The sequence below is a fragment of the Pelomonas candidula genome (genome assembly GCF_043555985.1).
Classification (GTDB): domain Bacteria; phylum Pseudomonadota; class Gammaproteobacteria; order Burkholderiales; family Burkholderiaceae_C; genus Pelomonas; species Pelomonas candidula.
The window spans coordinates 156236-177901 of the sequence record NZ_JBIGIC010000010.1 but is presented as its reverse complement, the minus strand read 5'-3'; the positions used below and the strand labels follow the sequence as shown (position 1 = coordinate 177901).

The window sequence follows — 21666 nt, the reverse complement described above, 5'->3', positions numbered from 1 at the left end:
TCAGCGCGGCTGCTGGCCGCCCGGCGGTGGCGGTGTTCCGGCCAGCGGCAGGCCACCATTGCCCGGCTGGGTCATCTGCGGCGGAGACGGCATCTGCGCACTCGTCCCCGGCGGATTGCCGCCCAGCACAACGGGCGACGGCGCGGCCGGCGGCAGCGAACCGGTCGCGGGCGAGGCCGGCGGGCTGATCTGCAGCGTCTGCGTGGGCGCCTGACCCAACCGGCCCAGGCCGGCGCTGCGAGCATCCACTCGCAACAGGCGCAGATCGCCATCGACGACAGCACCGACGCGCACCGTGCGGGCAATCCCGTCCACCTCGATCAACGCAACGCCCTCACCGGCTTCCGCGGCCTTGGCGCTCTTGGGCGCGACGACACCCAACAACCGCAGTCGCGTGGATGCCGCCTCCGGTTCCGGCGCGGCCTCGGGCACGCCGGAGCCGAGCAGTCGGCTCAGGTCGACCGAGCCGGCCTGCCCATCGCCGGCAGACACGACCATCGCCGGCATCGCCAGCGGCCGCGCGAACAGCTGCAGCCCCCAGTAGGCCACGGAGCCGCCGAGCAGCAGCCACACCCAGAACGACATCAATCGAGCAACCATGGCCCATTATGATGGCCCGCTCACCGCTGCCTCAGCGCTCTCTCCTGCCTGCCATGCGTCGCTCCCCCCTTTCCCGCGGCTTCACGCTGATCGAACTGCTGGTGGTGCTCGTCATCATCGGCGTGCTGGCGGCGCTGGTCGTGCCCAACGTGCTGGACCGCGCCGAGGACGCCCGCGTCACCGCAGCGCGCACCGACGTCAACAACCTGATGCAGGCGCTCAAGCTTTACAAGCTGGACAACCAGCGCTACCCCAGCGCCGAGCAAGGCCTGGACGCGCTGGTGCACAAGCCCACGGCCGGCACGCCGCCGCCGAACTGGAAGAACTATCTGGAGAAGCTGCCCAACGACCCCTGGGGCCACCCCTACCAGTACGCCAACCCCGGCGTGAAGGGCGAGGTCGATGTCTACAGCTTTGGCGCCGACGGCCGCGCCGGCGGCGAGGGCCGTGACGCGGACATCGGCTCCTGGCAGTGAGGCCGGCAGGGCCGGCGGCTTCACGCTCATCGAGCTGCTCGTCGTCGTCGCCCTGATCGCCATCGCCAGCGCAACGATCTCCCTGTCCTTGCGCGACCCGACTGAGCTGCAGCTGCAACGCGAGGCCCAGCGCCTGGCCGCGCTGCTGGAGACCGCGCGCGCCGAGAGCCGGGCTTCGGGCCTGACCGTGCGTTGGGTGCCCAAGGCCGTCAAGACGGGCGAGGACTTCCACTTCGACGGCCTGCCACGCACGCTGCAGCTGCCGTCGCGCTGGCTGGGCGACCCGGTGGCCGTGACAATCGAGAACGCCAGCGCCGTCAACCCCGGCCTGGTGCTGGGGCCCGAACCCGTCATCCCGGCGCAGCGCCTGCTGCTGCAGCTGGGCAACCAGCGCGTCATGCTTGCCACGGACGGCCTGTCCGCCTTCGACGTCGTCCAGTAAAAGATGCACACGCAACGCGGCTTCACGCTGATCGAGGTGCTGGTGGCCCTCGTCATCGTCGCCATCGCGCTGGGCGCCGGCATCAAGGCCGCCGGTGCGCTGGCCAACAACGCTGATCGCCTGGCCCAGGTCAGTGCGGCGCAGTGGTGCGCGGAGAACGTGCTGACCGAGATCCGGCTGACGCAGCAGCAGCTCAGCATCGGCGAGACCAGCTTCAGCTGCGACCAACTGGGCCGCACCTACGGCGGCAAGCTCAAGGTCACGCAGACGCCCAACCAGAACTTCAAGCGCGTCGACGCTTCCGTCGAGAACGACGAGGGCCTGCCCATGTTGACGCTGACCACCATCGTGGGTCATTAAAAGATGCGCAGCCGCGGCTTCACCCTCGTCGAAGTGCTGGTCGCCCTGGTCGTCATGGCGACGATGGCCGCCATGGCCTGGCGCGGCATCGACGCACTGGTGAAAAGCCGCGAGATCGCGCAGAGCCACCTCTCGCAGACCGCGAGGCTGCAGACCGTGATGTCGCAATGGGAGGTCGACCTGCGCGCCGTGCAGGACAGCCACAGCCCCATCCAGCCGCTGACATTCGACGGCGCCAACCTCGTGCTGACGCGGCAGGCCACCGCCGGCCTGCAGGTCGTCGTCTGGAGCCTGCGCGAGGGCAGCCTGTGGCGCTGGGAGAGCCCCAGTGTGCTGACCGTGCAGGACCTCGACAACCAGCGCCAGCTGGGCCTGCAGCAGCTGTCCCAGCGCAACCCGGCGCTGCGCGCCTTCGACGGCGTGGCCGGCTGGCAGCTCTACTGCTTCTGGGGCAACGCGTGGAGCAACTGCCAGTCCACCGGCAACACCGCCAACGGCCCGGTCAACCCCAACACCACGGTGCCGCCATCCGGGCTGCGGGTGGCGATGCAGTTTGCCGAAGGCAGCGGCCTGGTCGGCGCGGTGACGCGCGAACTGGAGGTCACCGTCCGATGACGCAACGCCGACACCACCAGCGAGGCGCCGCCCTGCTGACCGCGATGATCATCGTCACGCTGATCGCCAGTCTGGCCGGCGGCATGGTCTGGCAGCAGTACCGCGCCGTGCAGATCGAGGCCGCCGACCGCGCGCGGGCGCAGAGCGCCTGGGTGCTGCAGGGCGCGCTGGACTGGGCCCGGCTGATCCTCAAGACCGATTCGCCGGCGGTGGACGAGCTGAACGACTTCTGGGCCACGCCGCTGGCGGAGTCGCGCCTGTCCACCTTCCTCGCCGCCGACGGCAGCACTGCCGGCGACGACGACGGCCCCGAGGCCTTCCTGTCCGGCTACATCGAGGACGCCCAGAGCCACTACAACCTGCGCGCGCTGGTGGGCGGCCCCCAGGTGCCGGAAGAGGAGAAGCTCACGCTGGAGCTGCTGTGCAGCCAGGTCAACGCGCCGCCCGGCACGGCAGCCCTCATCATCACCGGCCTGCGCGCTGCCTTCCCGGCGGCCGCCAGCGCTGCCAGCGCCGCCGCCAGCAGCGCGACGGTCACCACCGTCACCAGCGGGCCTCTGCAGCCGGCCGGGCTGGACCAGCTCTCCTGGCTGGGCCTGGACGCCGACACGATCAAGCGCCTGCAGCCCTACGTCGTGCTGCTGCCCAAAGCCACACCGGTCAACCTGAACACGGCGCCACGCGAGGTCATCCGGGCCCTGCTCAACATCGACCTCGCCTCGGCCGAGCGCGTCGTGCAGGGGCGCAAGAGCAAGGCCTTCAAGACCACGGCGGACGCCCTGCCCTTCCTGCCCACCAACACGACCATCGCCACCGGCCGGGCGTCGGTCAACTCGTCCTACTTCATCGTCACCGGGCGGCTGCGGCTGGACGAGCGCCAGCTGGAGCAGCGATCGCTGGTCGAGCGCCAGAACCGCACCACCACCGTGCTGGCCCGCGAGCGCGTCAGCCAGCTGCTCGACCAGTGAAAAGAACTTTGACGCCGTCCCTGATCCGCCCGCCATCGCTACAGCCCCCTCCTAGAATGCGCCGCGCCTTTCAGCCCCTATGAGCACCCTGCTGCTGTTCCTGCCCCCCCGGACGCGCCTGCGCGCCCTGGGCAAAGCCGCGCCCGCGGCGTCCCAGCCGGCGCACGAGTACGACTGGGCGCTGACCGCCGACGGCCGCCACATCGACCGTGAAGGCCGCTCGGCCGCCACCGCACTGCCGACGGCCGACAGCGTCATCGCCATCGTCCCCGAGTCCGACATCAGCTGGCGCCGCGTGGACCTGCCGCGCGCCGGCCGCCAGATGCGCGCCGCGCTGGCCGGCAAGCTCGAGGAAGCGCTGCTCGACGAACCCGAGACACTGCACTTCGCGCTCGAGCCCGACGCCGCCGGCGGCGACGCCGCCTGGGTGGCCGTCACCTCCAAGCCCTGGCTGGCCGACCACCTCGCCCAGCTGGACGCCGCCAACGTCTTCGTCGACCGCGTCGCGCCGTTGGCCTGGCCCGACGAGCTGCCGCGCGGCCATTTCTTCGAGGCCCACAACGGCACGGCCGAAGACGGCATCTCGTTGCGTTGGAGCCATGTCGACGGCGTCGCCACGCTGCCGCTGCAAGGCGGCATGCCGCGCCAGTTCTTCCCGCCCGCCCTCGTGCAGGCGGCACAGTGGACGGCCACGCCGGGCATCGCCACCACCGCCGAGCGCTGGCTGGGCACCACCGTCAGCGTGCTGACGCCGGCGCAGCGCGCGCTGGGCGTCATCGACAACGCCTGGGACCTGCGCCAGTTCGAACTCGCGCCGCGCGCCCGCGGCGTGCGGGCCTTGCGCCTCATCAGCCGCAGCCTGATGCGCAAACCCTGGCAGCCGGTGCGCTGGGGCCTGGGCGCGCTGCTGGTCGTGCAGCTGCTGGGCCTGAACCTGTGGGCCTGGCATCAGCACCGCGAGCTGGCCGCGCGCCGTGAAGCCATCACCGCCACACTGACCGGCGCCTTCCCGCAGGTGCGCGCCATCCTTGACGCGCCGGTGCAGATGCAGAAGCAGCTGGACCTGATGCGCGTCGGCGCCGGCAGCGTCGGCCAGCAGGACCTCGAGGCCCTGCTCGGCGCCGCCGCCGCCGCCTGGCCGGCCGACCGGCCGCCCGCCGAGGCCCTGGCCTTCGAGCCCGGCCGACTCACCGTGTCGGCCCAGGGCTGGAGCCAGCCCCAGGTCGACAACTTCCGCAGCCAGCTGCAAAGCGACGGCTGGCTGCTCGACGCCAGCGAAGGCAAGCTGACCCTCAGCCGCGCCAGCGCCCAAGGACCACGCTGATGGCCCGCTTCACCTCTCCCGCCGCCAGCGGCGACTTCCAGGCCCAGTGGCGCCACCTGCGCGCCCAGGCCCTCACGCAGTGGCAGTCCCTGGGCGAACGCGAGCGCCTCGCGCTGGGCGCCGTCGCCATCGTGCTGGGCCTGTTGCTCGCCTGGAGCGTGCTGCTGGCCCCCGCGCTGCGCACGCTGAAGACCGCGCCCGCCGAACTCGAACAGCTGGAGGCCCAGCTGCAGCAGATGCAGGCCCAGGCCCAGGAGGCCCAGGCGCTGCGCAAGATCCAGCCCGTGCCGCCGGCCCAGGCGCAGGAAGCCCTGAAGGCATCGGTCGACCACCTCGGCGCCGTCGCGCGCCTGAACCTGACCGGCGACCGCGCCGTCGTCACGCTGAACGGCATCACCCCGCCGGCGCTGCAGGCCTGGCTGGGCGAAGTGCGCTCGGCCGCCCGCGCACGCCCCGTCGAGGCCCAGCTGACGCGCGGCCCCAAGGGCTACGCCGGCACCCTCGTGCTGACGCTGGGAGGGGGAGCCTGATGCGCTGGTTCAAGAAGAAGTCGGCGCCACCGCCCCTGACGACGGTGCAGGACTCCGTGTTCGGCGCCAGCACGCTGGGCTCCGGCGGCCGCTCGGTGCGCCACGACGCGTCGCGGCGCTGGGGCATCGTGGGCGCGGTGATCGGCCTCATCGGTGCCCTGGTCATCTTTGCGCCGGCCAGCTGGCTGGCGGGCACGCTGGCGTCCGCCACCGGCGAGCATCTGCTGCTCGTCGACACGCGCGGCAGCATCTGGAACGGCTCGGGCGCGCTGGTGCTGACCGGCGGCACGGGCAGCCGCGACGCAGCCTCGCTGCCAGGCCGCCTGCACTGGAAGATGGGCATCAAGGGCCTGGGCCTGCAGCTCGCCGCGCGGCAGGACTGCTGCATCAACGGCGAGCTGTTGCTGGGCATCAAGCCCGGCCTGGGTCGCATGGAGATCAGCGTCGACAACCGCGCCGACTGGCTGGCCCGGCTGCCGGCCGGCGTGCTGTCGGGCCTGGGCACGCCGTGGAACACGCTGCAGCTGGGCGGCTCGCTGCGGCTGTCGGCGCGCGAGTTCCGGCTGGAGTCCGTGCAGGGCCGCTGGCGCCAGTTCGGCGAACTGCAGTTCGACCTGCTCAACCTGTCCTCGCGCGTGTCCACGGTCGCGCCGCTGGGCAGCTACCGCTTCACGTTGAACGCCGACCCGGGCAACCCCGGCGTCAGCACGCTGCGCCTGTCCACGCTGGAGGGAGCGCTGCAGCTCAACGGCGTGGGCACGGTGATCCCGGGCGGCAAGAGCCGCTTCATCGGCGAGGCCGGTGCCGCGCCGGGCCGCGAGGAAGCGCTCAACAACCTGCTGAACATCATCGGACGCCGCCAGGGGGCGCGTTCCGTCTTGACGATCGGATGATCATGAATCTCCACCGCACCGCCACCGCCGTTGCGATCACGGCCCTGCTGCTGGGCGCCGGCAGCGCGTTCGCGCAGCCCGACAACGCCACCGTACAGCGCAGCCGCCCCGGCGCAGGCAAGGGCCCCGCCGTCAAGGCCAGCTCGCCCGTCACGCTGAACTTCGTCAACGCCGACATCGAGGCCGTCACCCGCGCCATCGGCGTCATGCTGGACCGCCAGATCATCATCGACCCGCGCGTCAAGGGCACGGTCACCGTCTACAGCGAACAGCCGGTGTCGGTGGCCGAGGCCTACCGCAACTACCTCGCCGCGCTGCGCGGCCTGGGCTTCACGGTCGTCGAGACGGCCGGGCTGCTAAAGGTGCTGCCCGAGGCCGACGCCAAGCTGCAGGCCGGCTCGGTGGCCGTCGAGACCAGCAACACGCGTGGCGACCAGATCCTGACGCAGATCTTCCGCATCCAGCACGAGAACGCGAACAACCTCGTCGCCGTGCTGCGTCCGCTGATCAGCCCCAACAACACGATCAACGCCAACCCGGGCAACAACAGCCTGGTCATCACCGACTACGCGGACAACCTGCAGCGCATCGCCAAGATCGTCGCGGCGATGGACACGCCGGGCACCAGCGACATCGAGATCGTGCCGCTGAAGCACGCCGTCGCGGCCGACCTCGCCCCGCTGGTGCAGCGCCTGGCCGACGGCGGCCAGACGGCCGGCGCTGCGGTGCCAGGCCAGAGCAGCAGCGCCGTCAGCGTGCTGGTGGACCCGCGCTCCAACGGCCTCATCCTGCGCGCCAGCAACCCCACCCGCCTGGCTGCCGTGCGCTCCATGGTCGACAAGCTGGACCAGCCCAGCACCGATGGTGGCAACAACATCCGCGTCGTCTACCTGAAGAACGCCGACGCCGTGAAGCTGGCCACCGTGCTGCGCGCGGCCTTCGCCGCGGCCGCGTCCGGCGGCACGGGCGGCAACGGCACCACCGGCACCAGCAGCGGCGGCCTGGGCAGCACGAACACCAGCTTCGGCGGCAACGCGACGACGCCCACCGCCACCAGTGGCACCACCACGTCCACGACCGGCGCGTCCACCGCCTCGACGTCGCCGCTGTCGGCCTCGGCCGGCCCGTCCACCGGTGGCTTCGTGCAGGCCGACCCGTCGACGAACTCGCTCATCATCACGGCCGCCGAGCCGCTGTACCGCCAGGTGCGCGCCGTCATCGACCAGCTCGACGCGCGCCGCGCCCAGGTCTACGTCGAGTCGCTGATCGTCAAGATCGACAACACCAAGGCCGGACAGTTCGGCGTGCAGTGGCAGAACCTGTTCGGCAGCAGCGGCGACGGCTCCATCACCGGCGCCGGCACCAACTTCGGCACGGGCCTGTCCAACATCATCACCGCCACGGCGGCCGTGGCCAGCGGCACCTCCGGCGTGACGACGGCCCTGAGTTCCAGCTCCGCCCCCGCGGGCCTGAACCTCGGCGTGCTGAAGAAGTTCGGCACCCACTACACGCTGGGCGCGATGGCCAACTTCCTGGAGAGCCAGAGCGGCGCCAACGTGCTGTCCACGCCCAACCTGATCGCGCTGGACAACGAGGAAGCCCGCATCGTCATCGGCCAGAACGTGCCCTTCGTGACCGGCTCCTACGCCAGCAGCACCAGCAGCTCCAGCACGGTCAGCCCGTTCACGACGGTGGACCGCAAGGACGTCGGCCTGACGCTGAAGATCAAGAGCCAGATCGGCGAAGGCGGCACCATCCGCATGCAGGTCTACCAGGAGAACTCCTCCGTCGTGTCCGGCACCAGCAGCAGCACCAACGGCCCGACGCTGGACAAGAGCGCCATCGAGACCTCGGTGGTCGTCGACAACGGCGACGTCATCGTGTTGGGCGGCCTGCTGAAGGACGAGTACAGCGACGGCGACGATGGCGTGCCAGGCCTGTCCAAGATCCCGGTCATCGGCAACCTGTTCAGCAGCAAGAGCCGCAAGCGCGTGAAGACCAACCTGATGGTCTTCCTGCGCCCCGTCGTACTGCGCACGGCGGATAGCGCCAACGAGATCTCGTTGAGCCGCTACGAAAGCATCCGCGCCGTACAGCAGGACCTGCAGCCCGCCAAGAGCGTCCTGCTGCCCGACACCGGCGCACCCGTGCTGCCCGATCCCAAGGCGCCGGTCGGCAAGATCGTGCCACCACAGCCGCAGCAGTAAGGCCGAGCGTCGCCCATGGCCGCCAACCGCCACCCCCTGCCCTACGCCTTCGCGAAGGCCAACTGCGTGCTTCTGGAAGACGACGGCAGTGCGCTGACGTTGTGGATGCCGCCCGAAGTCGGCTGGGCCACGCTGTCCGAGGTGCAGCGCCAGTACTCGGTGGACCGCCTCGAAGCGGAGCCCGCCAACACGCTGATGGCACGCATCAACGCGGCCTACGCCGGCAGCGAGAGCAGCGCGGCCGTCGTCGTCGGCGAGGTCGAGAGCGCGGTGGACCTGTCGCGCATGATGCAGGACCTGCCCGCCGTGGAAGACCTGCTGGAAGCTGCCAACGATGCGCCCATCATCCGCATGCTCAACGCGCTGCTGACGCAGGCCGCGAAGGACGGCGCGAGCGACATCCACATCGAGCCCTACGAGCGCAGCAGCTCGGTGCGCTTCCGCGTCGACGGCACGCTGCGCGAGGTCGTGCAGCCCAACCGCGCGCTGCACGCGGCGCTGATCTCGCGCCTGAAGATCATGGCCGAGCTGGACATCGCCGAGAAGCGCCTGCCACAGGACGGCCGCATCTCGCTGCGAATCGGCGGCCGCGCCATCGACGTGCGCGTGTCCACGCTGCCTTCCGCCCACGGCGAGCGCGCCGTGCTGCGCCTGCTGGACAAGAGCGAATCCAAGTTCACGCTCGAAGGCCTGGGCATGGACGGCCATGTGCTGTCGGCGTTCAAGAAGCTCGTGCAGCAGCCGCACGGCATCGTGCTCGTCACCGGCCCGACCGGCTCGGGCAAGACGACCTCGCTGTACGCCTCGCTGCAGACCGTCGACACCAGCACGACCAACGTGCTGACCGTCGAGGACCCGATCGAGTACGAGCTGCCCGGCATCGGCCAGACCCAGGTCAACGCCAAGATCGACCTGACCTTCGCCAAGGCCTTGCGCGCCATCCTGCGCCAGGACCCGGACGTCATCATGATCGGCGAAATCCGCGACTACGAGACCGCGCAGATCGCCATCCAGGCGTCCCTCACGGGCCACCTGGTGCTGGCCACGCTGCACACCAACGACGCGCCCAGCGCCGTCACGCGGCTGACCGACATGGGCGTCGAGCCCTTCCTGCTCAGCAGCTCGCTGCTGGGCGTGCTGGCCCAGCGACTCGTGCGTCGGCTGTGTCCCGTCTGCAAGACGCAGGACGACCACGGTCGCTGGCACCCCGTCGGCTGCGAAGCCTGCGGCCAGACCGGCTACAAGGGACGCACGGGCGTCTACGAGCTGATGGTGGCCGACGAAGCCGTGCGCGGCCTCATCCACAACCGTGCGCCGGAAAGCCAGCTGCAGGCGGCCGCCACGGCCAACGGCCTGCGCTCGATGCGCGAGGACGGCGAACGGCTCATCGAGGCCGGCGTGACGTCGCTCGAAGAAGTGCTGCGCGTGACCCGGGAAGGCTAAGGTGCCCGCCTACAAGTACGAAGCCCTCACCGATTCCGGCCGCCAGACCAGCGGCCTGATCGAGGCCGACAACCCGCGTGCCGCGCGTGCCGCCGTGCGGGCCCAGGGCATCACGCCGCTGTCCATCGAGGTGGTGCAGCAGCACGGCGCGCAGGAAGGCAGCCGCTTCGCGCGCCGCGTGTTCAGCGCGACCGCACTGGCCGTCTGGACACGCCAGCTCGCCGGCCTCGTCGGCTCGGGCCTGCCCATCGAGCGCGCGCTGACCGCACTGGCCGACGAGAGCGAGGACACCCGGCAGCGCGAGCTCATCAGCCAGCTCAAGGCCGAGGTCAACGCCGGCTCGGCCTTCGCACGCGCGCTGGCCACAGCGCCGCGCGAGTTCGACGACGTCTACCGCGGCGTCGTCTCGGCCGGCGAGCAGAGCGGCGCACTGGGCCAGGTGCTGGAGAAGCTGGCCGACGACCTGGAGGAGCGCCAGGACCTGAAGTCCAAGCTCGTCGGCGCCATGGCCTATCCGGCCATCGTCTCGCTGATCTCGGTCTTCATCGTCATCTTCCTGGTCACCTACGTCGTGCCACAGATCGCGACCGTGTTCACCAGCTCCAAGCGCGCGCTGCCGGCGCTGACGGTTGCGATGCTGGCCATCAGCGACTTCGTGCGCCACTGGGGCTGGGCGATGCTGATCGCGCTGATCGCCGGCGGCCTGCTGCTGCGCCAGGCGCTGAAGGCACCGGCCTTCCGGTTGCGCTTCGACGCCGGCATCCTGAGCCTGCCGCTGCTGGGCCGCCTGGCCCGCGGCTACAACGCGGCGCGCTTCGCCGGCACGCTGGCCATGCTGGCGGGCGCCGGCGTGCCCATCCTGAAAGCCTTGCAGGCCGCGGCCGAGACGCTGTCCAACCGCGCCATGCAGGCCGACGCGCTGGATGCGCTGGTGCAGGTGCGCGAAGGTGCGCCGCTGGGCTCGGCGCTGGCGGGCAAGAAGCGCTTCCCCGGCATCCTGGCGATGTTCGCGCGCCTGGGCGAGCAGACCGGCCAGTTGCCCGAGATGCTGGGCCGCGCCGCGCGTCAGCTCAGCGTGGAAGTGACCCGCCGCTCCATGGCTGCCGCCACGCTGCTGGAGCCGCTGCTCATCGTCGCGATGGGCGCCGTCGTGCTGCTCATCGTGTTGGCGGTGCTGCTGCCGATCATCCAGCTCAACACCTGGGTCAAGTAGACCACCCCTACCGCAGCGGAGCTGCGGCCCCTCAAGGGGCACTCCCGACTGACCGGCGAAGCCGGATCAGTGGGAGTCGCTGGAAGGGATGCGGCGCCGCGCGCGCATCGGGCATTTCGGGCCGAACACCGGGCGGCTCCCAAGTCGTTCCACGTGGTCAAGGTCCCGCTCGGACCGGGAGCCTCAGTTCAAGCGGAAGGTGGCGACGACGCTGCTGAGGCGGCTGGCCTGTTCCTTCAGGCTTTCGGCGGCGGCGGTGGATTGCTCGACCAGCGCCGCGTTCTGCTGCGTCATCTTGTCGAGGTCGGCCACGGCCAGGTTGATCTGGCCGATGCCCTGGCTCTGCTCCTGGGTGGCCGTGCTGATCTCGCCCACGATGTCGGTCACGCGCTGCACGCTGTCGACGATCTCGTTCATCGTGCTGCCGGCGTCCGCCACGAGACGCGAACCCGCCTCGACGCGATCCACGCTGGCGCCGATGAGTGCCTTGATCTCGCGCGCCGCCTCGGCACTGCGCTGGGCCAGCGTGCGCACTTCGCCGGCCACGACGGCAAAGCCGCGGCCCTGCTCGCCGGCACGCGCGGCCTCGACCGCCGCATTCAGCGCCAGGATGTTGGTCTGGAAGGCAATGCCGTCGATGGTGCCGATGATGTCGCCGATCTTGTGGCTGGACTGCTGGATATCGGTCATCGTGTTCACCACCTGGGCCACGACGTTGCCGCCGCGCCGGGCCACGTCGGCCGCGGAACCGGTCAGCTGGTTGGCCTGAGCGGCCGAGTCGGCGCTGTGCCGCACGGTGCCCGTCAGCTCCTCCATCGCGCTCGCCGTCTCCTCCAGGTTCGACGCGGCCTGCTCCGTGCGGCTGCTCAGGTCCAGGTTGCCGGTCGCGATCTCCGCGCTGGCCGTGGAGATGTTGTCGACAACGCTGCGCACCTCCTGCAGCGCGCGGCGCAGGGCGTCACGCATCGCGTCGATGGCGCGCAGCAGCTGGCCGGTCTCGTCGTTGCCGTAGTGGCGCTGGGCCTCGCCGGTCAGGTCCATGTCGGCGATGGCGCGGGCCGAGCGCTCGGCCTCGCGCAGCGGGCCGGTGATGCCGCGCGTCAACACGACGCTCAGCGCGATGCCGGCCACCAGCGCCAGCGCCGTGCAGCCCACCAGCAGCCAGACAGTGCGCTCGCGCAGCGCCTCGACCTGCCGCGCCGAAGCGTCCAGCTGTTCACGCTGGCGCTGGGCCAGGCTGGCGACGGCATCGAGATACGTCTTGGACGCCGGCTCGAAACGGTCGGCGAACAGCTTGGCAGCGCCCTCTGCATCACCCGCCTTCTTGGCCTTGCTGACCTCCTCTCGTGCGGCCAGGTAGGCCTTGCGCTGCTCGCCGATGCGGGCGAACAACTCACGCTCCTCGGGAGAGTCCAACGCGGTCTCGATCTGCTTCTGCAGTTCGCTGGTCTCCTTGATGGCTGCCGCGGTGGCTGGCGCGAAATACTCGATCAACGAGGGGTCGCTGCTCTTGGCGATGGCCGCAGCGCGCTGCACGCCCGAGCTGGTGTTGCGCATCCAGTCCACCGCGGCGCGCTCGACCTTCAGGCTGCGCTCCAGCATGTCCTCCACCTCGGCACCCAGCGCGCGCAGCTGCCAGACGGCCACAAGGCTGCTGAACACCGACAGGCCGAGGATGCAGGACAGCACCAGCGCCAGCCGGCGGCCGATGGAGCCCTGGCGGGCAGCAGAGAACGAAGTCATCGCGAGCACTCCCAAAACCACGCATGTTCCGCCGTGGTGCGCCTGCGCACCAGCCCGGACAGAGGGTAAACCCTAGATTCGCGAAATGCGTCACGCAATTGACGCCACACCGCCGCGCCCCCGCACCAACTCGGCCGCCGCGGCGATCTCGCGCGCGACCAGCGGCTCGACCTGGCCGTCCCGCTGCAACTGCTCGACGGCGGTGTTGAAGGCCGCCAGCAGCGCCGCGCCCCCCTCGTGACTGCGTGGCAACGCGAGATGGATGGGCGTCACGCCCAGCGCGGCGGCACCGCTGGCGATGCGCCTCTCGAAGGCCGGCAATTCCAGCAGCATGCGACCGCCCAGCTCGGTGGCCACCACGTAGTCGAGGCGGCCGCGCAGCAGCTTGGCGAAGTTGTGCTCATCGGCCGAGACCTCCTCGCAGTGGAAGTCGCCCAGCCGACGCGCCGCATCAAAGGCCTCGCCGTAGGACCAGCCGCGGATGACGCCGACGCGCTTGCCGGTCAGATCGGCCAGGCCGCGAAAGGGCACGCCGGCCGAGTAGACCGACAGCCGCTCCAGGAAATAGGCCTGACTGAACAGCCAGCGCTGCTCGCGCTCCGGCGTGCGGATGACGGCGCCGGCCAGCAGCTGGCCACCGTCCACGTCGGCCAGCAGGCGCTTGAACGGCAGCGCCCGCAGCTCGCAGGGCCGCCCCAGCGCCGCGAAAGCCAGGCCGACCAGCGCCGGATAGATGCCGCGCGCGGCCGGTTGCGCGCCAGCCCGGTACATCGTCGGCAGGCTGCCCTCGTCGAAGCCGATGGCCAGCGGGCGCAAGCCCTGGCCCCGGGCCTGCCCGGCCAGGGCGGCACACGCGGCGAGGCAGTGTCTGCGCTTCAACGCTTCTCTCTCCCGAAGACGTGCATCCTAGGCCGAGGTGGGAGCCCGCGACAATGCCGCCCATGCCTGCCACGCTCACCGGTCAACTCGTCGTCGCGATCTCGTCACGGGCCCTGTTCGATTTCGAGGCCGAGAACGAGGTGTTCGAGGCCGGCGACGACCATGCCTACATGGCCTTGCAGCAGCAGCGCCTGGACGAGCCCGCGCCACCCGGCGTGGCCTTCTCGCTGGTGCAGAAGCTGCTCGGCTTCAACGCCGGCGGGCCGCCGCAGGTGGAGGTGGTGGTGCTGTCGCGCAACGACCCGATCTCCGGCATGCGCGTGTTCCGTTCGGCCAAGCACTACGGCCTGGCCATCGAGCGCGGCGTGTTCACGCGCGGCGCATCGCCGTGGCGCTACCTGCGGCCGCTGGGTGCGCAGATGTTCCTGTCCACCAACGAGAGCGACGTGCGCCAGGCGCTGGCCGCCGGCGTGGCCGCCGCGCGCGTGATGCCGCAGGCCGCACGCGCGTCCGCCGCCCATCCGCGCGAGCTGCGCATCGCCTTCGACGGCGATGCGGTGCTGTTCTCCGACGAGGCCGAGCAGGTCTTCCAGCGCGACGGCCTCGCGGCCTTCCGCGAGCACGAGCTGCAGCGCGCCCACCTGCCGCTGCCGGCCGGGCCGTTCAAGCCGGTGCTGGAGGCGTTGCACCGGCTGCAGCAGTCCCCCGGCGGCGGCATGCATGTGCGCACGGCGCTGGTCACCGCGCGCAGCGCGCCGGCGCACGAGCGCGCCATCCGCACGCTGATGGACTGGGACATCGAGGTCGACGAGGCCATGTTCCTGGGCGGCCTGGCCAAGGGCGAGTTCCTGCGCGAGTTCGAGCCGGACTTCTTCTTCGACGACCAGGTGGGCCATGTCGAGAGCGCCGCCGCGCACGTGCCGGCGGGCCAGGTGGCGGCCGGCGTCGCGAGCACGCTCGCCCGCGGGCAGCGGCCCTAGCGGTAGAAGAGGTAGGTCGCCGTGTAGTAAACGCGCTGCTCCTGGCCGGCAGCCGTACAGGACTCCGCTGGCGGCGCGACGCCTCCGACTGTAGCCACGCGCTGGATGCTCCTGGCCTCGGCGAGCACGCCGCTGCCGTCGTGGCCCTTGGCCGCCAGCAGCAGCCAGGGGATGGCCGTGGCCGGCGTCGGCCCGGGGTCGCGCGCCTTCACCTCGCCGACGACGCGGCTGCCGTCCAGGGCCTCCCAGGTCGGCCCGGCGTAGTGCTTGCCCAGCGGCTTGCCGGCGCGGTCGGTGAGATTCGCCTCCGGCGCGCGGAAGGTCCAGGCCAGGCCGCTGCCATCAGGCTTGGCCGCGCAGTCGTAGATCTGCACACCCCGCGCCAGCGCCTCCAGGTACAGCGTCTGCCCCGCGGGCGGCTGCAAAGCGCCGGGCACCTGCGGCGGCATGGGCGCCGTGGCGCAGGCCGCCAGACCGAGGGCGGGAAGCAAGACGAGGGCTGCACGCATGGGTCGCCTTTCGGGACGCAAAAAAGTCATTCTAGGAAGAGGCCAGGCGGCCGGTGCATCAGGGCAGCAGCTGCAGCGTCAGGCTGCGCTCGGCCAGCCACAGCGCCGCCAGCGCGGCGATGGCACTGGAGCCGGCCGGCACGACCCAGCGACGGTAGGCCGCGCGGTTGCGCAGCGCCAGCGCCACCGGCAGCAGCAGCGCGACGACGCCGAGCTGGCCCAGTTCCACGCCGACATTGAAGCCCAGCAACGGCCCCACCAGTTCGGTCCCGCGCAGGCCCAGGTCCGTCAGCGGCCCGGCGAAGCCGACGCCGTGCACGAGCCCGAACATGCCCACCATCGCCCAACGCGGGCCGGGCACGATGGGGTGGAGGTTGTCCAGCGCGGCGAGCAGCACGGTCAGCGCGATCAGCGATTCGATCCAGCGCGACGGCGGGGCGATGGCGCCGCTGGCCGCCAGGCCCAGCGTGATGGAGTGCGCCACCGTGAACGCGGTGACGAGCTTCAGCGTCTCGACGAACGCGCTGCGCGCGCTGGCCCGCGGCGCCCAGCCCGCGCCGTCGCGCCGCCACACGGCGACGAGCAGCAGGGTGACGAGGAACAGCACGTGGTCCAGCCCACTGGCGATGTGGGCCATGCCCTCAACGACGAAACCGGCCAGGCCTCGACCCTCGATGCCCAGCCGCTGCGGGCCGGCGCCAGGCACCAGCACCAGCGGTTCGCCCGCCGCACCGGCCAGGCGCGCCAGCGCGCGATGGCTGGCATCGGTGCGGGCGAAGACGCGGTAGTCGATCTGCAGCTCGCGCACGGGGGCCGGGCAATGCCAGTGGCTGACGAGCACCGCGTGCTGACTATCGCTGTGCTCGCCGAGCTGCGGTGGGTCGCGGCGCAGCAGCATGCACGGCGCACCGTCGGCCGTGAAGCTCAAGCCCTCGGCGGCCAGGCGTTCGATGTCGGGCCAGCGCGCGCTCACCTCGTCCCAGCTCGGCGTGCCGTCGCCGTCGGCGTCCAGGCCCAGATCGCGATCCAGGTCGCGCAGCGACAGGTCCAGGCGCTGCTCGACGTCCGCGCCGTCGACACGGAAAAACAGGTAGCCCTCGCTACCCTGGTGGGCCCAGGCAGCGGTGCAAAGCAGCAGCAGGATGAGCCCGCGGATCACAAATCGGGTTCCGTTCGAGAGCGAAGAGACGGGCATCTTGCCAGCCCGCCCGGCCTCGGGATTCACCCGGCGTGACGAATCGCCCCCCTTCCCTGCGGCAACACAATCCGCGCTCCCCGAGGAGAACCCATGCCCCGATTCCGCCTTGCCGCACTCGCGGCCCTGTGCGCCACAAGCGCCTGGGCCGGCACCAGCGGCTTCTACCGCCAGCCCGCCCTGCAGGGCGACTCCGTCTATCTCGTCGCCGAAGGCGACCTGTGGCGGGTCAGCTCACAAGGCGGCGACGCCCAGCGCCTGACGACGCACCCCGGCCTGGAAAGCCAGCCCGCCGTGTCGCCCGATGGCCGCTGGCTGGCCTTCACCGGTCAGTACGACGGTGGCACCGAGATCTACCTGATGCCCACGGCCGGCGGTCCGCCGAAGCGGCTGACGTGGGAAGGCGGCGGCATGCGTGTGTGGGGCTTCAGCGCCGCCGGTGAAGTCGTCTACACCGGCCTGGACGCCCGCCCCGGCGCACAGCTGTTCGCGCTGGACCCGAAGACCGGCCAGCGCCGCCAGCTGCCCGTGGGTCAGGCCAGCGACGGCGCACTGAGCGCCGACGGCAAGACGCTGTACTTCACGCGCAACGGCCTGCGCAGCGACAACGCGCGCCAGTACCGCGGCGGCGCCATCGCACGGCTGTGGTCGCTGGACCTGACCGGCAGCGCCGAGGCGAAGCCGCTGCTGGCCGAAGGCAACAACGACCGCCGCCCGATGCCCTACCGCGTCGGCGGCGAGGACCGCATCGCGTTCCTGTCGGACCGCGACGGCACGGTCAACCTCTGGAGCGTCAACGCGCAAGGTGGCGACCTGCGCCAGCACACGCGGCACCAGGGCTGGGACATCCGCCACGCCAGCATCGACGGCAGCCGCGTGGCCTACGCGCTGGGGGCCGACCTCTACCTTGTCGACCTCGCCCAGGCCGCCGAACCCAGGAAGCTCGACATCGCGCTGGGCGGCGACTTCGACCAGCAGCGCGATCGCTGGATCAAGCGGCCGCAGGACTTCCTGACCGACATCTCGTTCGCCCCCAACGGCGAGCGCGTGCTGCTGGCCGCACGCGGCCACCTGGCCACGCAGGGCGTGCAGGCACTGCGCCGCGCCGAGCTGCCGCAGCCGGCCGACGGCCGTTGCCGCAAGGGCGAGTTCAGCAGCAACAGCAAGAGCGTGTTCGCGCTGTGCGACTTCAGCGGCGAGACCGAGGTGTGGCGCTTCGCCGCCAACGGCACGGGCCAGCCCGCGCGCCTCACCAGCGGCACCACCACGCAACGCCGCGACCTGCTGCCCTCCCCCGACGGCCGCTGGCTGGCGCACACCGACAAGGAAGGCCACATCTGGCTGACCGACCTGAAGGCCGCCGCACCCGCCGCGGCCGCCACCCGCGAGATCGCCCACGGCCGCCTCGGCGACGACCCGCCGCAGCTGCTGGCCTGGAGCCCCGACGGCCAGGCCCTCATCTGGCGCCTGCCGCTGCGCCACCCCGACCGCAGCCAGCTGCAGCTCTACCGCGTCGCCGACGGCCACACCCACACACTGACCAGCGACCGCTACGACAGCGACGGCGCCGCCTTCAGCCCCGACGGCCGATGGCTGTACTTCGCGTCCGCCCGCAACTTCCAGACGACCGGCAACGGCAGCCCCTGGGGCGACCGCAACACCGGCCCGTTCTTCGGCTTCCGCAGCAAGCTCTACGCGGTGGCGCTGCAGCCGGGCCTGCGCTCGCCGTTCGCAGCCAAGGACGAGCTGGAGTCACCCGCCGACAAGCCCGCAAGCAACACGCCGGACGAGGACAAGAAGCCCGCCGCCGCGGCCAAGCCCGAGACCAAGGACGACAAGAAACCCGCCGGGAAGAAGGAGCAGGAGAAGGGCAAGCCCGCCATCGAGTTCGACGGCCTGAACGCCCGCCTCTACGAGCTGCCAGTGCCTGCCGGCACGTTCTCGGGGCTGCGTACCGACGGCAAGCGCCTGTGGTTCCTGGACCGCAACTTCGACGGCAAGGCCCAGCTCAAGTCCATCGCCATCGACAACCAGGGCGGCCCGGTCGAAGTAATGGCCAGCGACGTGCGCGACTACGCGCTCAGCGCCGATGGCAAGAAGCTGATGCTTGTGCGCAACCAGGGCCAGGGCGCGCCCGAGGTGTTCATCGTCGACGCGGCCCCCAAGCTGCCCGCCGACACCGCCAAGCAGACCGTGCGCTGGGGAGACTGGCAGATCGCCACCCAGCCCCGTGCCGAGTGGCGACAGATGTTCGCCGACGGTTGGCGCATGCACCGCGACTACTTCTACGACAAGGACATGCACGGCGTCGACTGGACGGCCGTGCGCGCCAAGTATGAGCCGCTGGTGGACCGCGTGACCGACCGCTTCGAGCTGGCCGAGCTGATGGCGCAGATGGCCTCGGAGCTGGGCGCGCTGCACAGCCAGGTCGGGCCGGGCGACACCCGGCGCGCGGCGGACGAGCCGGGCCTTGCCGGCCTGGGTGGGCGCTTCTCGCGCGTGCCCGGCGGCTGGCGCATCGACGCCATCTACGGCCACGAGGCGGAGCTGCCGTCCGAGGCGCCGCCGCTGGCCGCCCCGGGACTGGGGCTGAAGGTGGGCGACGTCATCACCGCCGTCAACGGCCGGCCCACGGCCGACGCGCCGCACCTGCTGGAGCTGCTGCGCGGCCAGGCCGGCCACCAGGTGCTGCTGGACGTGAAGCAGGGCGACAAGACCGTGCAGCGCATCGTCACGCCGGTGGCGCAGATGCGCGAGAACCAGCTGCGCTACAACGACTGGCGCGTCAGCCGCGCCCGCACCGTGGAGCAGGCCGGCCAGGGCCGCATCGGCTACGTGCACCTGCGGGCGATGGGCGCGGAGGACATCGCCGACTTCGTGCGCGAGTTCTACGCCGCCAACGACCGCGACGGCCTCATCATCGACGTGCGCTACAACAACGGCGGCAACATCGACAGCTGGATTCTCGAGAAGCTGCTGCGCCGCGCCTGGGCCTTCTGGCAACCGCGCTCGCCGGCCGGCACCGACGTCTACCCCAACATGCAGAACGTCTACCGGGGCCACACGGTGGTGTTGATGAACGAGGACACCTACAGCGACGGCGAGACCTTCTCCGAGGGCTTCAAGCGGCTGAAGATCGGCCCCGTCATCGGCCGGCGCAGCTCCGGCGCGGGCGTGTGGCTGTCGGACGGCAACCGCCTGCTCGACAACGGCATCATGCGCGCCGCCGAGACGGCGCAGCTGGACGCCCAGGGCCACGTCCTCATCGAGGGTGTCGGCGTGACGCCTGACATCGACGTCGACAACCCGCCGCGCGCCACCTTCCTGGGCCAGGACGCGCAACTGGACGCGGCGATCGCGACGCTGAAGCAGCGGATCGCCGAGCAGCCCGTGCCGGTCGTGAAGCCCGGCCCCTACCTCAGGCCCGTCAAGCCCTGACACCCTGGACGCCGGCGCCCCTCGATGGGGCGTCGGCTCGGCCAGCCGAGAAGCGGGCCGCCTGCGTGTGCCGGAATCATCATTTCCGGCCGCCTGTCGAAGGGCCGTCTCCCCGCCAGGGAGGCAACTGCCGTCACCATGCGCGCTGACAAGGAAATCCGGACCCGCGGCCCCGACAACGCGCCTGCAGCGCGTGAACGCCGCGGCCGCCGGACATGCACGGGAAGGGGCAGTACGTGACCGAGGGCAAGGACGACATCGCGCTGCACCGGGCGCACGAGGCGCTGCAGGTGGGCGACATCGACCAGGCGACCTATCTCGCCCGCCAGGTGCTCAAGAGCGCCCAGGCCAGCCGCGACGTGCTCCACGAGGGCCGCGCCCTCGCCTGCCTGGCGGACTGCGACCGGCAGCTGTCCCGGCTGCGGCGCGCGCACGCCAACGGCCAGTCGGCCGTGCACCTGCTGCGCCAGGCCCAGGACCTGGGCGGCGAGGTGATGGCACTGACGACGCTGGCGCACGTCGCGACGAACCTGGGCCGCGTGGACGAGGCCGTCGAGAGCGCGCTGCTGGCGGTCGGGCTGTCCGACGGGCTGCCGCTGTCGCACCTGCAGCCGCTGGTGCACAACTACCTCGGCGTGGCCTTCTTCTGGGGGCAGGACTTCGGCCGCGCCGAGGCCGCCTTCGAGCGCTCGGCCGACCTGGTGCACATCGACGAGCCGGCCGCCAGCCCGCTGCAGCCGCTGCTCAACCTCGCCTTCCTGGAAGCCTTCCGCTTCGCGGTGCTGCGCTTCGAGTCCGGCATCGCCCCGCCGCTCGGCAAGCTGCATACCCGGCTGGCGGACTGCGCCGAAATCATCGAGCGCCACGGCGACGAGGGGCTGATGTCGGGCATGGCGGAGGCCACCCGCTCGCTGTTCCATGTGCTCAAGGGCCTGGCGGCCGCGTGGTCGAGCGACCTGGAGACCGCCGCAGCCGAGCTGCAGTGGTGCGATGCCTGGCAGACGCGCTACGGGCGCACGACCTGGCTGGTCGGCATGCGGCGCTGGCTGGAGACCGAGGCCGCCTGGGCCTGCAACGATGCGGGCCTCGCCGCCGAGCTGGGCCGCGAGATGATCACGGCGGCCACCCAGTCCGAGCATGAACAGCTGGCCTGCCTGGGCCACCGCGTCGTGGCGACGATCGAACGCGCGCGCGGCCACAGCCACGCCGAGGCCGACGAGCTGCGCCGCCTCTACCAGCGGGAGCAGGCCATCCGGCGTGAGGCGCTGGACAGCCGCGACCAGGCCGCCGAATGGCAGCTGCAGGCCCGTGCGTCGGCCGACCAGATCCTGCGGCTGGAGTTCCGCTCACGCATGCTGGAACGGCTGTCGCTGGAGGACAGCCTGACCCGCATCCCGAACCGGCGCGCGCTGGACCGCCAGCTGCAGTCCCGCATGACCACGCCCACCGAGCCGGGGCGGCAGACCTGCGTGGCGCTCATCGACGTGGACCGCTTCAAGCAGATCAACGACGGCTTTTCCCACCATGTCGGCGACCAGGTGCTCAAGGTCGTGGCCGACGTGCTGACCCGTTCGGTGCGTACCGGCGATTTCGTCGCGCGGATGGCGGGCGACGAGTTCGTCGTGCTGTTCGGCCGCGCCACGCTGACGGAGGCGGAGCAGGTCTGCGCCCGCATGAAGTCCGCCATCCAGCAGCACGACTGGTGCGCCATCGCCGACGGGCTGCGGGTCAGCATCAGCGTCGGGCTGGAGCAGGCGCGCGCGGACGAGTCCATGCAGGCGCTGCTGCAGCGCAGCGACGACCGCATGTACGCCGACAAGCGGGGCCGCGACGCCTGAGCGCTTGAGCGCC

19 protein-coding genes are annotated in these 21666 nt (G+C 71.3%); 14 read left to right on the top strand and 5 right to left on the bottom strand.

The window, feature by feature from the left end:
* Complete coding sequence (locus ACG04R_RS19675; protein ID WP_394414743.1) at positions 1-600, bottom strand: hypothetical protein; 600 nt, start codon at positions 598-600, stop codon at positions 1-3.
* Between the two features lie 53 nt (positions 601-653).
* Here ACG04R_RS19675 and gspG point away from each other — a divergent pair, with 53 nt between their 5' ends.
* The 11 genes from gspG (at position 654) to gspF (ending at position 11071) form a co-directional block, all read left to right on the top strand.
* On the top strand, positions 654-1076 hold the full coding sequence (gene gspG / locus ACG04R_RS19670; protein WP_394414741.1) for a type II secretion system major pseudopilin GspG: 423 nt from the start codon (positions 654-656) through the stop codon (positions 1074-1076).
* A complete protein-coding gene (locus tag ACG04R_RS19665; protein WP_394414739.1) occupies positions 1048-1518 on the top strand; it encodes a pilus assembly FimT family protein in 471 nt (156 codons plus the stop codon). Before gspG ends, ACG04R_RS19665 begins: the two co-directional genes overlap by 29 nt.
* A gap of 3 nt (positions 1519-1521) precedes the next feature.
* Positions 1522-1878, top strand: coding sequence for a type II secretion system minor pseudopilin GspI (gene gspI, locus ACG04R_RS19660; RefSeq protein WP_394414736.1), 357 nt, complete (start codon positions 1522-1524; stop codon positions 1876-1878).
* A 3-nt stretch (positions 1879-1881) separates the two neighbouring features.
* Positions 1882-2493 carry a PulJ/GspJ family protein gene (locus ACG04R_RS19655; protein WP_394414733.1) on the top strand — a complete coding sequence of 204 codons (612 nt, stop codon included), beginning with the start codon at positions 1882-1884 and terminating at the stop codon, positions 2491-2493.
* Complete coding sequence (gene gspK, locus ACG04R_RS19650; RefSeq protein ID WP_394414730.1) at positions 2490-3461, top strand: type II secretion system minor pseudopilin GspK; 972 nt, start codon at positions 2490-2492, stop codon at positions 3459-3461. The genes ACG04R_RS19655 and gspK overlap by 4 nt, the downstream gene beginning before the upstream one ends.
* Positions 3462-3540: 79 nt before the next feature.
* On the top strand, positions 3541-4785 hold the full coding sequence (gene gspL, locus ACG04R_RS19645) for a type II secretion system protein GspL (RefSeq protein ID WP_394414727.1): 1245 nt from the start codon (positions 3541-3543) through the stop codon (positions 4783-4785).
* On the top strand, positions 4785-5315 hold the full coding sequence (gspM, locus tag ACG04R_RS19640; protein WP_394414724.1) for a type II secretion system protein GspM: 531 nt from the start codon (positions 4785-4787) through the stop codon (positions 5313-5315). Before gspL ends, gspM begins: the two co-directional genes overlap by 1 nt.
* A complete protein-coding gene (gene gspN / locus ACG04R_RS19635) occupies positions 5315-6208 on the top strand; it encodes a type II secretion system protein N (RefSeq protein ID WP_394414721.1) in 894 nt (297 codons plus the stop codon). Before gspM ends, gspN begins: the two co-directional genes overlap by 1 nt.
* A gap of 2 nt (positions 6209-6210) precedes the next feature.
* The gene (gene gspD, locus ACG04R_RS19630) at positions 6211-8415 is read left to right on the top strand and encodes a type II secretion system secretin GspD (protein WP_394414718.1); all 2205 of its coding nucleotides are present in this window, start codon (positions 6211-6213) and stop codon (positions 8413-8415) included.
* Between the two features lie 15 nt (positions 8416-8430).
* Positions 8431-9858 (top strand): type II secretion system ATPase GspE, encoded by a 1428-nt coding sequence (gene gspE / locus ACG04R_RS19625; RefSeq protein ID WP_394414715.1) that lies wholly within the window; start codon positions 8431-8433, stop codon positions 9856-9858.
* 1 nt (position 9859) lies between these two features.
* Positions 9860-11071, top strand: coding sequence for a type II secretion system inner membrane protein GspF (gene gspF, locus ACG04R_RS19620; RefSeq protein WP_394414712.1), 1212 nt, complete (start codon positions 9860-9862; stop codon positions 11069-11071).
* Positions 11072-11254: 183 nt separating this feature from the next.
* On the opposite strand, the gene ACG04R_RS19615 is transcribed toward gspF, so the two are convergent.
* Both ACG04R_RS19615 and ACG04R_RS19610 read right to left on the bottom strand, forming a co-directional pair.
* The gene (locus ACG04R_RS19615) at positions 11255-12814 is read right to left on the bottom strand and encodes a methyl-accepting chemotaxis protein (RefSeq protein WP_394414709.1); all 1560 of its coding nucleotides are present in this window, start codon (positions 12812-12814) and stop codon (positions 11255-11257) included.
* 90 nt (positions 12815-12904) lie between these two features.
* Positions 12905-13693, bottom strand: coding sequence for a substrate-binding periplasmic protein (locus ACG04R_RS19610; protein ID WP_394414706.1), 789 nt, complete (start codon positions 13691-13693; stop codon positions 12905-12907).
* 62 nt (positions 13694-13755) lie between these two features.
* Here ACG04R_RS19610 and ACG04R_RS19605 point away from each other — a divergent pair, with 62 nt between their 5' ends.
* Entirely contained in the window at positions 13756-14673 is a 918-nt protein-coding gene (locus ACG04R_RS19605; protein WP_394414703.1) for a 5'-nucleotidase, read from the top strand.
* On the opposite strand, the gene ACG04R_RS19600 is transcribed toward ACG04R_RS19605, so the two are convergent.
* Positions 14670-15182, bottom strand: a complete 513-nt coding sequence (locus ACG04R_RS19600; RefSeq protein ID WP_394414700.1) for a DUF3455 domain-containing protein — start codon at positions 15180-15182, stop codon at positions 14670-14672. The two genes, ACG04R_RS19605 and ACG04R_RS19600, sit on opposite strands and share 4 nt — an antisense overlap.
* A gap of 58 nt (positions 15183-15240) precedes the next feature.
* Entirely contained in the window at positions 15241-16341 is a 1101-nt protein-coding gene (locus ACG04R_RS19595) for a HupE/UreJ family protein (protein WP_394414697.1), read from the bottom strand.
* Between the two features lie 129 nt (positions 16342-16470).
* On the opposite strand from ACG04R_RS19595, the gene ACG04R_RS19590 reads away from it, so the two are divergent.
* Together ACG04R_RS19590 and ACG04R_RS19585 are read left to right on the top strand one after the other, a co-directional pair.
* Positions 16471-19815: a S41 family peptidase gene (locus ACG04R_RS19590; RefSeq protein ID WP_394414694.1), complete on the top strand. Its 3345-nt coding sequence runs from the start codon at positions 16471-16473 to the stop codon at positions 19813-19815.
* Positions 19816-20030: 215 nt separating this feature from the next.
* Positions 20031-21653, top strand: a complete 1623-nt coding sequence (locus tag ACG04R_RS19585; RefSeq protein ID WP_394414691.1) for a diguanylate cyclase — start codon at positions 20031-20033, stop codon at positions 21651-21653.
* Positions 21654-21666 lie beyond the last annotated feature (13 nt).

Excerpts from the sequence above, each read along its gene's own strand:
- gspM (WP_394414724.1), top strand. The coding sequence starts at position 4,785 with ATGGCCCGCTTCACCTCTCCCGCCGCCAGCGGCGACTTCCAGGCCCAG.
- gspI (WP_394414736.1), top strand. The coding sequence starts at position 1,522 with ATGCACACGCAACGCGGCTTCACGCTGATCGAGGTGCTGGTGGCCCTC.
- gspE (WP_394414715.1), top strand. The coding sequence starts at position 8,431 with ATGGCCGCCAACCGCCACCCCCTGCCCTACGCCTTCGCGAAGGCCAAC.
- ACG04R_RS19590 (WP_394414694.1), top strand. The coding sequence starts at position 16,471 with ATGCCCCGATTCCGCCTTGCCGCACTCGCGGCCCTGTGCGCCACAAGC.
- gspK (WP_394414730.1), top strand. The coding sequence starts at position 2,490 with ATGACGCAACGCCGACACCACCAGCGAGGCGCCGCCCTGCTGACCGCG.
- ACG04R_RS19675 (WP_394414743.1), bottom strand. The coding sequence starts at position 600 with ATGGTTGCTCGATTGATGTCGTTCTGGGTGTGGCTGCTGCTCGGCGGC.
- ACG04R_RS19615 (WP_394414709.1), bottom strand. The coding sequence starts at position 12,814 with ATGACTTCGTTCTCTGCTGCCCGCCAGGGCTCCATCGGCCGCCGGCTG.
- ACG04R_RS19585 (WP_394414691.1), top strand. The coding sequence starts at position 20,031 with ATGCACGGGAAGGGGCAGTACGTGACCGAGGGCAAGGACGACATCGCG.
- gspD (WP_394414718.1), top strand. The coding sequence starts at position 6,211 with ATGAATCTCCACCGCACCGCCACCGCCGTTGCGATCACGGCCCTGCTG.
- gspL (WP_394414727.1), top strand. The coding sequence starts at position 3,541 with ATGAGCACCCTGCTGCTGTTCCTGCCCCCCCGGACGCGCCTGCGCGCC.
- gspN (WP_394414721.1), top strand. The coding sequence starts at position 5,315 with ATGCGCTGGTTCAAGAAGAAGTCGGCGCCACCGCCCCTGACGACGGTG.
- gspG (WP_394414741.1), top strand. The coding sequence starts at position 654 with ATGCGTCGCTCCCCCCTTTCCCGCGGCTTCACGCTGATCGAACTGCTG.
- ACG04R_RS19605 (WP_394414703.1), top strand. The coding sequence starts at position 13,756 with ATGCCTGCCACGCTCACCGGTCAACTCGTCGTCGCGATCTCGTCACGG.
- ACG04R_RS19600 (WP_394414700.1), bottom strand. The coding sequence starts at position 15,182 with ATGCGTGCAGCCCTCGTCTTGCTTCCCGCCCTCGGTCTGGCGGCCTGC.
- ACG04R_RS19655 (WP_394414733.1), top strand. The coding sequence starts at position 1,882 with ATGCGCAGCCGCGGCTTCACCCTCGTCGAAGTGCTGGTCGCCCTGGTC.